Origin of the sequence: Massilia sp. Bi118 (genome assembly GCF_918697865.1) — a bacterium.
Taxonomy (GTDB): Bacteria; Pseudomonadota; Gammaproteobacteria; order Burkholderiales; family Burkholderiaceae_D; genus Telluria.
In genome coordinates, this window is the sequence record NZ_CAKKMV010000003.1 from 379748 (window position 1) to 392718 (window position 12971).

Genomic DNA, 12971 nt, shown 5'->3' on the forward strand with positions numbered 1-12971 from the left:
ATACCATGCTTATCGAGTATCCCAGCGGCAATTACTTCATTGCCGACATGTTTAACGCTGCTTACTGCTCACTGCCACTGTCATACTCGACTGCTGCACGCGTTTGACACGTTTTTTTGAGCGTCATGGGACCCGCTTGCGGTGCCCATGACGCAACATCCTGTTAATTCCGCTATTTTATTCTGATTTGAGGCTCTTCAGTGCCGCGAACGGCGATACCTTTTCGGACTTGAGGGAGTCCATCAGCTTGGTATCGGGGCACACCTCATGCTTCGGTGCCTGCGGCAGGGCCAGCAGGGCTTCATCTTCCAGCAACTGCATGACGTCGCAGCTTTGGCTGCCGACGATCACGTCGATACTTTCATCGTCGAGGATTTCCTCGATCTCGTCCGCATCTTCGTCGTTCTTTCCCAGCACCAGCATGGTCGACGAATCGAGCGCATAGCCGAAAGGAGCCAGGCAACGCTGGCAGACCAGCTGCACGGTGCCGGAGACGGACAGCGTCATCGACGGGTAACCCTGCCTGGTCTGGCCTCCCTGTATCGCCCAGGCGATCTGGCCGGACGGGTCGGCGCACTCGGCTGCCAGGCGGGACATCTCTGCCACCGGCGTGACGCCTTCCTTATAGCCGTTGTTCCGACAAAATTCAAAAGCGTCGATGACAAAAGCGCTCATTTGGAAAAGCTTCCCCGGAAAACCTGCGATAATAACAGGCTTCTTCCCGCTCAGTCAAAGAATCCGTGTATTTTGTGGCCTCCTGTCCGCACGGGCGCCGGCATGGCCGCCTGGACCATCGGATTGTCTTGCCGGGAAGGCCTATCTATTTGTTTTGCTTATGAATATTGGACTGGCCGACATGATACCAAGTTCCGCCGCAGCCGGCACATCCTTGCGCCTGATCCTGGCATCGAGTTCCGCCTACCGGCGTGAACTGCTGTCCCGGCTTGGCCTGCCCTTCGAGGCGATCGCACCCCACATCGACGAATCCCCGCTGCCCGGCGAAGCGCCCGAGGCGACCGCCCTGCGCCTGGCGCGCGAAAAGGCCGCCGCGATCGCGGACAAGCACCCTGGCGCGCTCGTGATCGGCTCGGACCAGGTCGCCACGCTGGACGGCGAACAGATCGGCAAACCCGGCGACCATGCGAAGGCCCTGGCCCAGCTGCGGAAGATGCGCGGGCGCCGCGTGACTTTTCATACGGCGCTATGCCTGTGGGACGGCCGCGACGCCTCCTGCCAGGTCGAGAACGTGCAGGCCTTCGTTTCCTTCCGTGACCTGTCCGACCAGGAACTCGACGCCTACCTGCGCATCGAGCAGCCCTACGATTGCGCCGGCAGCGCCAAGAACGAGGGACTGGGCATCGCCATCCTCGAACGCATCGATAGCACCGACCCGACCGCCCTTACCGGCCTGCCGCTGATCGCCCTGACGGGCATGCTGCGCCGCGCGGGCGTCCGCTTTTTCGAATAACAAGAATCTACCAACAACATGCCAGGCACTCTCTACCTGATCCCGAATACCCTCGGCCCTACCGAAGCGGCGCCGAACGCCCTGTCCAACATCCTCCCGGCACAGGTGCAGGAAATCACCTCGAAGCTGGAATACTTCGTGGCCGAGAACGCCAAGACTGCGCGCGCCTTCCTGAAAATGGTCGCCGTCGATCATCCGCTGGCGCGCCCTCTGCAGGAAATCAGGATCTCGGAACTCAACGTGAACACGCCGCCCGCCGCCCTGTCGGCCCTGCTGGCGCCGCTGCTGGAAGGACATGACGCCGGCCTGGTCTCGGAAGCCGGGGTGCCGGCGGTAGCCGATCCGGGCGCCGACCTGGTGCGCCTGGCGCATCAGCACGGCATTACCGTGCGACCGCTGGTCGGACCGTCCTCGCTGCTGCTGGCTGTGATGGCAAGCGGCCTGAACGGACAGAGCTTCGCCTTCAACGGCTACCTGCCGACCGACCCGGCCCAGCGCACCAAGCGCATCCAGCAACTGGAACAGCGCTCGCGCGCCGAGAAGCAAACCCAGCTGCTGATCGAGACGCCCTACCGCAATGCGGCCATGCTGGAAGCCTTGGTGAACGCCTGCCAGCCGGGCACGCTGATGTGCGTGGCCACCGACCTGTCGCTGGCCAGCGAATCGGTGCGCACCCTGACGGCGGCGAAGTGGAAAGCGGCGCTGGCGGCGAACAAGGGGCCGGACTTCCACAAGAAGCCGACCGTGTTCCTGCTGCTGGGACAATAACGAGCGCGTGGGCAGTAGGGCGGGCTAAATGCCCGCGCCACAAAGTGCCCACCTCAACCCTTAATGCGTCCTTGAACCGGCGCCGAGGCCCCGCACCCAATCGAAAGCCGCGAGTTCGATCTCGCGGATCTGCTTGACGGACAGGCCCAGCTTGTCCAGCGCGCGCGCCAGGCTGCGCCCGCCCTGCTTGCCTTCCAGCTCCTCGGCCACGCTCAGCATCGCGCCGTAATCGCCGGCGCGGTCCAGCAGCGCGGCCTTCACGTCCTGCGAGACGTCGACGCGGTCGAGAATGGCCGCCATCGGGATCGCCAGCAGCGCATCCATCAGCGACATCATGCCGATCGTGAAGGCAGTTTCGGCGCTGGCGATGTCGCCCGGGCGCAGCGCCTGGCTCATCAGCTCGAGCAGGCGGCCGCGCGTGGTGGCCATCTGCAGCAGCGGCGAATTCAGTTCGACCCGGCCGTCCGGCGTGCTGTACAGCAGAATCTGCAGCCAGCGCTGCAGCTGGCTGCGCCCCAGTTGCACCAAAGCCTGCGACACCGATTCGATATGGCGGTCGGGGCCGGCGGCGCGGCTGTTCACCAGGCGCAGCAGATTCAGGCTCAGCAAGGCATCGCGCTTGACCGCAGCCTCGATGGCGGCACTGTCGGCGTTCGAACCGATCAGCTCGAGCAGGCGCAGCACCACCAGTTCGGAGGGCGAGATCTTCTTGCCCGACAAAATTGCCGGGCGCGCGAAATAATAGCCCTGGAAATATTCGAAGCCGAGCTCGAGGCAGAGGCGGAATTCCTCCACCGTCTCGACCTTTTCCGCCAGCAGTTTCTGGCGGGCGCCGCGCAGGCTGGTGGCCAGGCGGGTGAGCTCGTCGACAGTGACACCCTTGAGGTCGATCTTGATCACATCCACCAGGTCGATCAGCTTGCTAACCTGCTCGGAATGGCCTATAACATCGTCGAGGGCGAACTTGAAGCCGAGCTCCTTCAGCTCCCGGACACGCGCCAGCACGGCCTCGGTCGGCAGCACGGTTTCCAGGATCTCGAGGATCACCCGGTCCGGCGGCAGGAAACGGACAAAATCGCTCATCAACACGACTTCGTCGACATTGACGAAGGCGAGCTGATCCCCCACCACCTGTTCCATGCCCAGCTGCGAAGCGTGGGAAATGACGGTGGCGGTTGCGGCGGCGTAGTCGGTCAGTTGCGCGTCCTCGTGCTCCGGGGCGGCGCGAAACAGCAGCTCGAACGCCACCAGCTTCTGGTCGCGCCCGAGTATGGGCTGGCGCGCCAGAAAAAATTCTTCGGACGGCATGGACGTGACTGCCGTTGCATCCGCGTGCATCGTAAAAACTCCTGAGAAACAATTTCGGCCCGCAAACGTGCGAACCGGGGCGAGACCGTGGCCTGGCACCACTTCGACTATACTACAGACTCGAAGTCTTTACATTTCGACATCGTATCAAATCGTTACGATGCTGCGCCGGGACCACGTTCGGGATGGTTCAGCCGCGGCCGGGCGCCTTGCGCTTGGGACCGCGTGCGGGGGCAGTCGCCTGTTTTGCCTGGTCGGCGTAGCGGAAACCGGGGGTACGCTTCTTTGCCGGTGCTGCGGCCGGCGCTGCGGAGCCTTCAGCCTCGCCCTGGCCCGGGCGCTTGCGCGGACCGTCGCCGAAGGGCTGGCCCGGCAGGCGCAGACTGCCGGCGCCGGACAGCGGGCTGGCGCGGCGCGCGTTGCCGATCGGCTTGCGCGGGCCGGTGTCGAGGGTGCGCGGGCTGGCCGTCCCCGAGACCTGGGTGCCTTTTTCGATGCGGAAGGTGGCGCCGCTATCCTGCCCCAGCACCTGCACCAGGTAGGGCATGGTTTCGCGCAGCGTCGCTTCCAGCGTGTAAGGCGGATTCAGGATGAACATGCCGCTGCTGTGCATGCCGGTGCCGTCCGGGCCGGGCGTCGCCACCGTCAGCGTGACGTGCAGCCACTCCTTGGCCGGCAGGCGCTTCAGGCGGTCGGCAAACTGGCGCGACTCCATGCGCTGCAGCACCGGATACCAGACCGCGTAAATGCCCGACGGGAAACGACCGAGCGCTTCCTCGAGCGCATCGCGCACATGCTTGTAGTCGAGTTTCACTTCATACGGCGGGTCGATCAGCACCAGCGCGCGGCGCGAAGGCGGCGGCAGCAGGGATTTCAGGCCCTGGAAACCGTCGGCATGATCAATGAGGATGCGCCGTCCGCGCGCACGCTCGCCCTGCTCCGCCTTGTGCGCCTCCAGCTTGCGGAAATTCTCCACCAGCAGCCTGGTGTCGGCCGGATGCAGCTCGAACAGGCGCAGGCGGTCTTCTGGACGCGCCACCTGCTCGGCAACATAGGGCGAGCCCGGGTAGTAGCGCAGGCGGCCGGAAGGATTCATGCCGCGCACCAGCTTGACGTAGTCCGCCAGCGCCGCCGGCAGGTCGTCGCGTTCCCACAGGCGCGCAATGCCCTCCAGGTACTCCCCGCTCTTCACCGCCTGCGCACTGTCGAGCGCGTACACGCCGGCACCGGAATGGGTGTCGATATAGGTATAGGCCACGTCCTTCTGGTTCATGTACTGGTGCAATTGCACCTGCACGAAGTGCTTCAGGACATCGGCGTGGTTACCCGCGTGATAGGCGTGGCGGTAGCTGAACATGGTAATTCCAAGGATGAGGCAAGAAAGGCGCCATTATCCTCCAGATGCATGCGCTCATGTAAAAAGCCCGCACACCTTGCGGCATGCGGGCTGAAACCCGGCTAGCCAGAGAACCGGCCGGGAGCGCAAAACTGAGACGGTGAGTGCTCGGGTTTAATGCTGATAGGCGCCGATGTCGTAGCCGGTCGAGGCGTTACGCGGCTTGCCGTCCAGGTCGGTTGCGTAGGCATTGGTCGCGGTGCCGCGGCCGATGGCCGGCGAACTGGTCGTCAGGTGATAGTCCGGCGTTGCCGCAGTGCGCGAGTAGGCCTTGAACAGCGGGTTCGAGCTGACGGTGCCGGTGGCCTTCAAGCCGTTGCGCAGCGAGATGTCGTAGGTCGGGTTCTGGAACACCAGGTTGTTGACATACTTGTTGGCGGTGCCGGTCTTGCCCTGTTCCGAAATACCGTACTTGTTGTCGTAAATGATGTTGTTGGCGACATAGACATTGTTCGCGCCGGCCGTCGTGTAATAGAAGTCGCCGCCGCCCACCACCATGCCGAAGTTCGAGCTCGTCACGGTGTTGTTGGTGATGACCACGTCGGTGGCGTCGTGCCACAGGTGGATACCGACCGCGCCCACGCGATAGATCAGGTTGTTCTTGATCGTGCCCGAGGTGCTCACGTAGATACCCTGGACATAGGTGCAGCCGGCCGGGCCGATGTCGTTGACGACGTTGCTGACGATGTCGGTCTTGACGCCGTGGTAGTAGCTGTCCACGCCGATGGCCGAGCCGCCGGCGCTGGTGCAGGCGACGCTGCGGGCCAGGTGGTGGATGTGGTTATCCTGGATCATGCCGTAGGAACCGCCGGTGTAGATGCCGTGGGTCCACTTGGTGCCCGAACCCGAGTTGGTGCCGTCGACGTCGAAGCCGATGATGCTGACGTAGTTGCCGCGGTTGTCCCAGGCATTGTTGTTCGAGGAGCTCGACGGCGGCACGACTTTCGCGCCCCACTTGGTGGTCGAGACCCAGTAGATGCGTGCCGCGGCGGTGCCGTTGGCGGTGGTCTTGATGCCGCCGGCGTAGGTGCCCGGAGCAACCCAGACGGTGGTGCCGGCCTTGGTTGCCATCTTCGCTGCCTTCGCCAGGGTCTTGAACGGCGCTGCCTTGGTGCCGGCGGCGCTGTCGTTGCCGGTCGGCGACACATAATAGTTATAGGTGGTGGCCGGGGTGGTGGTCGCGGCGCTCATGGTCGGGCTCGATGCCGAGATCGACGCCAGCAGGCGCGGCGCGCCATCGGCCGGTGCTGCCGCTTCAGTCGAGGCGGCGCCGGTCGAGGCCGGGTTGCCATCGTAACCGCTCAGTTCGAAGCTGCCGGCTGCAGCGGCTTCGGTCGCCTGGGCGCCGGCTGCGTCGGCAGCGTTCGGCGTGGTGGCGGCACTGTTTGCGACGGTGGTGTCGGCGCTGGAGGTGACGGCAGCGGCAGTCTGCGCTTGCTGGCCGGCGTCGGTCATGCCGCCGCCACAGGCGGTCAGGAGAACGGTGACGCTGGCGCACAGCAGGGCGTTGACACGGATATCCGAAGCAAAAGTAACGAGTTTTTTCATGAGAAAGTTCCTAGCAGCAAAAAGAGAATGTACCCCTTTGAGCGTAGGAAACTTCCTTAGTTCAATCTTTTTTAAAAAAAATTTCCTTATTAAATCAATTACTTACGAAAAGAAAAGATGAACCGGCAACAAAAAAGCCGCAGCGGCTTTTGACCGCTGCGGCTGCCACCGCGAACAACGGAGGGAAAAACTTTTTAGCTAGCGTTTCTTACGCGACCTTCTTCTCGTCGAAGAATTGCTCATCTTCCGTCGAGCCATGCAGCGCCGTGGTCGAGCTCTGGTTCTGCTGGATGGTCTGGGTCACGGCGTCGAAGTAGCCGGTGCCGACTTCGCGCTGGTGCTTGACCGCAGTGAAGCCCTTCTCGGCGGCCGCGAATTCCGCTTCCTGCAGCTCGACGAAGGCCGACATGCCGCGGCGCGCATAGCCGTGCGCCAGGTTGAACATGCCGTAGTTCAGGGAGTGGAAGCCGGCCAGGGTGATGAACTGGAACTTGTAGCCCATCGCGCCCAACTCCTTCTGGAACCTGGCAATGGTGGCGTCGTCCAGGTTCTTCTTCCAGTTGAACGAAGGCGAGCAGTTATAGGCCAGCATCTTGCCCGGGAATTTTTCGTGGATGGCTTCGGCGAAGCGCTTGGCGAAGGCCAGGTCCGGCTTGCCGGTCTCGCACCAGACCAGGTCAGCGAAAGGCGCATAGGCCAGGCCGCGTGAAATCGCCTGCTCGACGCCCGGACGCACCCGGTAGAAGCCCTCGACGGTGCGCTCGCCGGTGCAGAAAGGCTGGTCGATCGGATCGACGTCCGAGGTCAGCAGGTCGGCCGCTTCAGCGTCGGTACGGGCGATCACCAGGGTCGGCGTGCCCATGACGTCGGCCGCCAGGCGGGCCGCGGTCAGCTTCTCGACCTGCTCGCGGCTCGGCACCAGCACCTTGCCGCCCATGTGGCCGCACTTCTTGACGGAGGCCAGCTGGTCTTCGAAGTGGACGCCGGCGGCGCCGGCATCGATCATGGACTTCATCAGCTCGAAGGCGTTCAGCACGCCGCCGAAACCGGCTTCCGCATCGGCCACGATGGGTGCGAAGAAGTCGACGTCGTCCTTGCCTTCTGACCACTGGATCTGGTCGGCGCGCTGGAAGGTATTGTTGATGCGCTTGACGACCATCGGCACCGAGTTGGCCGGATACAGCGACTGGTCCGGATACATTTCGCCGGCCAGGTTGGCGTCGCCGGCGACCTGCCAGCCCGACAGGTAGATCGCCTTCAGGCCGGCCTTCACCTGCTGCATGGCCTGGTTGCCGGTCAGCGCGCCCAGGGCATTGACGTAGGCTTCGTTATTGACCAGGTCCCACAGCTTCTCGGCGCCGCGGCGGGCGATGGTGTGCTCGACCTGGATCGAGCCGCGCAGGCGGACGACGTCCTCCGCCGTGTAGTTGCGGGTCACGCCCTTCCAGCGCGGATTGGTGTCCCAGTCTTGCTGCAGGGCGGCGATTTGCTGTTCACGAGTTGCCATGCTGATTCTCCTGATGATGAATGATGAAAGCTGTGTTGGAAGGAAGCGGCCTTGGGAATATCTTAAGCCGGGTTGTGCGCAGCACAAATATTCTTATATAAGACATAGGATTATTTTTATTTTCTTTTTTTTCAATGACTTGCACCCTCATTTTCATGATGCGGGAGATTATTTCTCAGAATGGAAATGGGTGAGCCTGCCCTTTTTGTGCAATTTTCATATCCGCGAACTCTATTCCGCATCATGAAACCTTCCCATCATGCCGCTACGCAGCCTGCCTTCTTTGACCCAGTGCCTTGAGCCCTCAACTTCCTTCCGGGCGTCAATATATTTGTTACAAAGGCTGAGTTAGCCACTTAACAGAGAGCATCGCCTTCCCACCCCTACCCTGTGTTCGCGGACTCATCCGTATCGCCGGTCCGTTCGCAGGACGCGAAGGGCCGGCACCCGAGACTCAAAGAAAAGGAGAAGGAAGTGAAAACGACGATCCGAAAGACCTTGCTCGCATCGCTGCTGGCGCTCGGCGCCATGGCCTCGGCCCAGGCCGGCACCCTGGAGTTCCAGGGCGTGACCTTCACATCGTCCTGGACGGGCAATGTGCTGACCCTCGAAATCGACGCCGCCCACCGCACCGGAGACTGGGCCGGGGCGACCACCATTGGCGCCCTGCAGCTGAAGGACATCGGCAGCTTCGACAACGTGACCCTGAGCTCCGCGCCGGGCGGCGCGGCCAACTGGACGCTGTCGAGCAATGAGCTGAACGCGAACGGTTGCGGCGGCGGCGCCCATGTCGGCTCCGGCCTGTGCTTCTCGGGCCAGCACATCGCGCTGTCCGACGACATGGTCTTCAAGTTCACCTTCGGCGGCGGCGCCACCGACTTCTCCTCGCCTCACCTGAAGGTCAACTTCTTCGACGGCGACGGCGGACGCAAGGTCGGCAGCCTGCTGTCGGAGAATATTCCGCTGGCGCCGGTGCCGGAGCCGTCGACTTATGCGATGTTGCTGGGTGGGTTGGCGCTGTTGGGTGGTATGGTGAAGCGGCCACGGGCTCGGAAGTAAAGTCAACTTGGATCCCCGCCTGCGCGGGGACGACGGGTTAACAAAAAAGCGCCCTGCCCGGTTTCCCGGACAGGGCGCTTCTACATATTGCGCTAGATATTACTTGGCCAGATCCACCGCCGCCTCCGCGCCGAACGTCAGCTCGCTGCCATTGACGCCCACGTGGATCGTATCCTTCGGCCCGAAGCGCCCGGACAGGATCGCCTTGGACAGCGGATTCTCGATCTGCTGCTGAATCGCGCGCTTGAGCGGGCGGGCGCCGTAGACCGGGTCGAAGCCGGCTTCCGCGATCTTCTGCAGGGCGGCGTCGGTCAGGTCGAGCTTCATCTCCATCTTCTCGAGGCGCTGCTCCAGGTTGCGCAGCTGGATGCGGGCGATGTCGCCGATGTTCTTCTCGTCGAGCGCATGGAAGACCACGATCTCGTCGATGCGGTTGATGAACTCGGGGCGGAAGTGGCCGCGCACCTCGGCCATCACGGCCATCTTGACCACTGCCGGCTCGTCGGTCTCCATCGCCTGGATCTTGTGCGAACCCAGGTTCGAGGTCATGACGATCACCGTGTTCTTGAAGTCCACCGTGCGGCCCTGGCCATCGGTCATGCGGCCGTCGTCGAGCGCCTGCAGCAGGACGTTGAAGACGTCCGGGTGGGCCTTCTCGATCTCGTCGAGCAGGATCACGCTGTAGGGCTTGCGGCGCACGGCTTCGGTCAGGTAGCCGCCCTCCTCATAGCCGACATAGCCCGGCGGCGCGCCGATCAGCCTGGCCACCGAATGCTTCTCCATGAACTCGCTCATGTCGATGCGGATCAGCGCCTCCTCGGTATCGAACAGGAAGGCGGCCAGCGCCTTGCACAATTCCGTCTTGCCGACGCCGGTCGGGCCCAGGAACATGAAGGAGCCGTACGGACGGTTCGGATCGGCCAGGCCGGCGCGCGAACGGCGGATCGCATCGGACACGGCTTCGATCGCCTCGTCCTGGCCCACCACGCGCTCGTGCAGCTTCTCCTCGATGTGCAGCAGCTTGTCGCGCTCGCCCTGCATCATGCGCGCCACCGGAATGCCGGTCGCGCGCGAGACCACTTCGGCGATCTCCTCGGCGCCGACCTGGGTGCGCAGCAGGCGCGGCTTCTCGGCTTCGCCGTCGGCCTGCTCGCTCGCGGCTTCCGCATCCTTCAGCTGGCGCTCCAGTTCCGGCAGGCGGCCGTACTGCAGCTCCGAGACCTTCTGCCAGTTGGACTGGCGCTTGGCTTCCTCCATCTGCAGGCGGATCTGCTCGATCTCTTCCTTGATATGGGTGGTGCCCTGCACCGCGGCCTTCTCGGCCTTCAGGATCTCTTCGAAGTCGTTGTACTCGCGCTCGAGGCGCGCGATCTCGTCGTTGATCAGTTCGAGGCGGCGCTGCGATGCTTCGTCGGTTTCCTTCTTGACGGCTTCACGCTCGATCTTCAGCTGGATCAGGCGGCGGTCCAGCTTGTCCATCACTTCCGGCTTGGAGTCGATCTCGATCTTGATCTTCGAGGCCGCTTCGTCGATCAGGTCGATCGCCTTGTCGGGCAGGAAGCGGTCAGTGATATACCGGTGCGACAGCTCGGCCGCGGCGATGATCGCCGGGTCGGTTATCTCGACCTTGTGGTGCAGCTCGTACTTCTCCTGCAAGCCGCGCAGGATGGCGATGGTCGCCTCCACGCTCGGCTCGTCGACCATGATCTTCTGGAAGCGGCGCTCCAGCGCGGCATCCTTCTCGACGTACTTGCGGTACTCGTCGAGGGTGGTCGCGCCGATGCAATGCAGCTCGCCGCGCGCCAGCGCCGGCTTGAGCATGTTACCCGCGTCCATCGCGCCTTCGGCCTTGCCGGCGCCGACCATGGTGTGGATCTCGTCGATGAAGACGATGGTCATGCCTTCGTCATGCGCGAGCTCCTTCAGCACGGACTTCAGGCGCTCCTCGAACTCGCCGCGGAACTTGGCGCCGGCCAGCAGCGCCGCCATGTCGAGCGAGAGCACGCGCTTGCCCTTCAGCGAATCGGGCACTTCGCCATTCACGATGCGCTGGGCCAGGCCCTCGACGATCGCGGTCTTGCCCACGCCCGGTTCGCCGATCAGCACCGGGTTGTTCTTGGTCCGGCGCTGCAGCACCTGGATCGCGCGGCGGATCTCGTCGTCGCGGCCGATGACCGGGTCCAGCTTGCCCATGCGGGCGCGCTCGGTCAGGTCGAGGGTGTATTTTTTCAGCGCTTCACGCTGGCCTTCGGCATCCTGGGAATTCACCGAGGCGTCGCTGCCGCGCACGGCGGCGATGGCCGATTCCAGCGCCTTCTTCGTCAGGCCATGCTCGCGCGCCAGGCGCCCGGCATCCGACTTGTCCTCCAGCAGCGCCAGCAGGATTATTTCGCTGGACAGGAACTGGTCGCCGCGCTTCTGCGACTCGCGGTCGGCCAGGTTCAGCAGCTGCACCAGCTCGCGCCCGACCTGGACGTCACCGCCGGTGCCGGACACCTTCGGCAGGCGCTCCAGCGCATTGCGCAGCGCGGTCGACAGCGCGCCGACATTGACGCCGGCGCGCTGCAGCAGCGAACGCGCACTGCCGTCGTCCTGGTTCAGCAAGGCGCTCAGCAGGTGCGCCGGTTCGATGTATTGGTTGTCGTTGCCGACCGCCAGGCTCTGGGCATCCGCCAGCGCTTCCTGGAGCTTGGTCGTCAATTTGTCTTGCCGCATGTTCTTATCCCTTAGTGGTTGGGTGGTTCTCGAGTTGGAACCAAGTTAGGGATGCGGCAACGATATTTCAAGATGCGGAATCGAGAGCTGTCCTCATGCACCTTGAATGTGCGCTTGTCGTCAATGCAAGATTGCAGCTAGACTCGGCGTTCTACTCAATAGAACGGACACGCCGATGCAGATTCCAACTTTCCTTGAAAGGATGTGGCGCCTGTTGTTGCTTGTTGTCTGCCTGGTGGCCGCTGCCCCCGCCGCGGCCACTGAGCCGCTGCACGATCAATACGCCGATGGCGCGCGCACCGGCCATATCTTTCCGTCCAGTTGCTGCTGGGTCGAACTGCCGTCCAACGACAGGATCTGGGAAATCAGGCGAAAGGAGTTCGGCTGTTCCGCTATCGGCGGCCCGGTCGGCGAGTTCAAGCTCGAGCACGGGAAGCTGTGGCTGACCGGCCTGATGAAGTGCAGCGGCAAAATCCCTTTGCAAATGATTTATCCCGACATGAAAGCGCCGGTGCTTGCCGAATGGCTGACCGGCACCTTCAAGACGAGGCTCGATTACCGCTGCTATACGCAAAAAACGCAGGACCTGTATGCCGTCACCCAAGAGCTCGTCGTGGAAAAGGGCGTGGTCGTGTCGCTGAAGGAAACGCAGCAGGACGTGTCGGCGTGCGCAACAAAACCATGAACCAAGCCCTTACTCCCTCAGCTGCGCCGGAGCCGGTTCCGTCAATGCCAGGTCGCGAACGTTCTTCTGCACCGCGACGATAGCGAACAGGACCAACACGAAAGCCATGGCATAAAAGCCTTTTTCGCTCAGCAGCAGGGTGGCGTTCCACAAGCCCACGCTCAGCAGCAGGACGGACGCACCCAGCGACACCCAGCACATGCCGACATACATGCCGGTCACGGGCAGGCCTTCGGCACGGTCGCGCAGCGTCTTCTGCAGGGACACGGCGGCAAAGCAGCCGTACAGCAGGATCGTGAAGTAATAACCCTTCTCGTTCAGCTGCATCTGCGCGTTCCACAGGCCGATCAGGTAAGCGATCATGCCGACGATCATGGCGCCCCAGGAGGCGCCGACAAAAGCGTTGCTGGGGCGAGCAGTCGAGTGCTGGTGCATGGCGTTCTCCGGTCAAAGAAAAAATGGACTTTGCCAGATTGCAATCGCCGCGCTTTGAGCGCGAGTAAATAGCCTTTCGGTA

At 63.0% G+C, this 12971-nt stretch carries 12 protein-coding genes; 5 read left to right on the forward strand and 7 right to left on the reverse strand.

What is annotated here, in order from left to right; translation table 11 throughout:
- Window positions 1-177: 177 nt before the first annotated feature.
- Window positions 178-675: a DUF177 domain-containing protein gene (locus tag LQV39_RS06420; protein ID WP_230021617.1), complete on the reverse strand. Its 498-nt coding sequence runs from the start codon at window positions 673-675 to the stop codon at window positions 178-180.
- A gap of 181 nt (window positions 676-856) precedes the next feature.
- Here LQV39_RS06420 and LQV39_RS06425 point away from each other — a divergent pair, with 181 nt between their 5' ends.
- Window positions 857-1468: a Maf-like protein gene (locus LQV39_RS06425; protein WP_230021625.1), complete on the forward strand. Its 612-nt coding sequence runs from the start codon at window positions 857-859 to the stop codon at window positions 1466-1468.
- An 18-nt stretch (window positions 1469-1486) separates the two neighbouring features.
- Window positions 1487-2236: an SAM-dependent methyltransferase gene (locus tag LQV39_RS06430; RefSeq protein ID WP_230021632.1), complete on the forward strand. Its 750-nt coding sequence runs from the start codon at window positions 1487-1489 to the stop codon at window positions 2234-2236.
- A gap of 60 nt (window positions 2237-2296) precedes the next feature.
- Here LQV39_RS06430 and LQV39_RS06435 read toward each other — a convergent pair whose 3' ends face one another.
- The 4 genes from LQV39_RS06435 to aceA form a co-directional block, all read right to left on the reverse strand.
- Entirely contained in the window at window positions 2297-3574 is a 1278-nt protein-coding gene (locus tag LQV39_RS06435; RefSeq protein WP_230021641.1) for an EAL and HDOD domain-containing protein, read from the reverse strand.
- Between the two features lie 160 nt (window positions 3575-3734).
- The gene (locus LQV39_RS06440) at window positions 3735-4901 is read right to left on the reverse strand and encodes a 23S rRNA (adenine(2030)-N(6))-methyltransferase RlmJ (RefSeq protein WP_230021663.1); all 1167 of its coding nucleotides are present in this window, start codon (window positions 4899-4901) and stop codon (window positions 3735-3737) included.
- Window positions 4902-5054: 153 nt separating this feature from the next.
- Window positions 5055-6488, reverse strand: coding sequence for a right-handed parallel beta-helix repeat-containing protein (locus tag LQV39_RS06445; RefSeq protein WP_230021678.1), 1434 nt, complete (start codon window positions 6486-6488; stop codon window positions 5055-5057).
- Window positions 6489-6696: 208 nt separating this feature from the next.
- Entirely contained in the window at window positions 6697-7995 is a 1299-nt protein-coding gene (gene aceA, locus LQV39_RS06450; protein ID WP_230021689.1) for an isocitrate lyase, read from the reverse strand.
- Here aceA and LQV39_RS06455 point away from each other — a divergent pair.
- Both LQV39_RS06455 and LQV39_RS06460 read left to right on the forward strand, forming a co-directional pair.
- Window positions 7994-8242: a hypothetical protein gene (locus LQV39_RS06455; protein WP_230021700.1), complete on the forward strand. Its 249-nt coding sequence runs from the start codon at window positions 7994-7996 to the stop codon at window positions 8240-8242. The two genes, aceA and LQV39_RS06455, sit on opposite strands and share 2 nt — an antisense overlap.
- A 227-nt stretch (window positions 8243-8469) precedes the next feature.
- Entirely contained in the window at window positions 8470-9054 is a 585-nt protein-coding gene (locus LQV39_RS06460) for a PEP-CTERM sorting domain-containing protein (RefSeq protein ID WP_230021708.1), read from the forward strand.
- Between the two features lie 99 nt (window positions 9055-9153).
- On the opposite strand, the gene clpB is transcribed toward LQV39_RS06460, so the two are convergent.
- Window positions 9154-11769: an ATP-dependent chaperone ClpB gene (gene clpB, locus LQV39_RS06465; RefSeq protein WP_230021716.1), complete on the reverse strand. Its 2616-nt coding sequence runs from the start codon at window positions 11767-11769 to the stop codon at window positions 9154-9156.
- Window positions 11770-11944: 175 nt separating this feature from the next.
- On the opposite strand from clpB, the gene LQV39_RS06470 reads away from it, so the two are divergent.
- Window positions 11945-12454: a hypothetical protein gene (locus LQV39_RS06470; RefSeq protein ID WP_230021722.1), complete on the forward strand. Its 510-nt coding sequence runs from the start codon at window positions 11945-11947 to the stop codon at window positions 12452-12454.
- Window positions 12455-12463: 9 nt separating this feature from the next.
- Here LQV39_RS06470 and yiaA read toward each other — a convergent pair whose 3' ends face one another.
- Window positions 12464-12889, reverse strand: coding sequence for an inner membrane protein YiaA (gene yiaA, locus LQV39_RS06475; RefSeq protein ID WP_230021732.1), 426 nt, complete (start codon window positions 12887-12889; stop codon window positions 12464-12466).
- Window positions 12890-12971 lie beyond the last annotated feature (82 nt).

Bases quoted from the DNA above. Each gene is read 5' to 3' on its own strand.
- LQV39_RS06420 (WP_230021617.1), bottom strand. From the start codon at position 675: ATGAGCGCTTTTGTCATCGACGCTTTTGAATTTTGTCGGAACAACGGC.
- LQV39_RS06425 (WP_230021625.1), top strand. From the start codon at position 857: ATGATACCAAGTTCCGCCGCAGCCGGCACATCCTTGCGCCTGATCCTG.
- LQV39_RS06430 (WP_230021632.1), top strand. From the start codon at position 1,487: ATGCCAGGCACTCTCTACCTGATCCCGAATACCCTCGGCCCTACCGAA.
- LQV39_RS06435 (WP_230021641.1), bottom strand. From the start codon at position 3,574: ATGCACGCGGATGCAACGGCAGTCACGTCCATGCCGTCCGAAGAATTT.
- LQV39_RS06440 (WP_230021663.1), bottom strand. From the start codon at position 4,901: ATGTTCAGCTACCGCCACGCCTATCACGCGGGTAACCACGCCGATGTC.
- LQV39_RS06445 (WP_230021678.1), bottom strand. From the start codon at position 6,488: ATGAAAAAACTCGTTACTTTTGCTTCGGATATCCGTGTCAACGCCCTG.
- LQV39_RS06455 (WP_230021700.1), top strand. From the start codon at position 7,994: ATGCTGATTCTCCTGATGATGAATGATGAAAGCTGTGTTGGAAGGAAG.
- aceA (WP_230021689.1), bottom strand. From the start codon at position 7,995: ATGGCAACTCGTGAACAGCAAATCGCCGCCCTGCAGCAAGACTGGGAC.
- clpB (WP_230021716.1), bottom strand. From the start codon at position 11,769: ATGCGGCAAGACAAATTGACGACCAAGCTCCAGGAAGCGCTGGCGGAT.
- LQV39_RS06470 (WP_230021722.1), top strand. From the start codon at position 11,945: ATGCAGATTCCAACTTTCCTTGAAAGGATGTGGCGCCTGTTGTTGCTT.
- yiaA (WP_230021732.1), bottom strand. From the start codon at position 12,889: ATGCACCAGCACTCGACTGCTCGCCCCAGCAACGCTTTTGTCGGCGCC.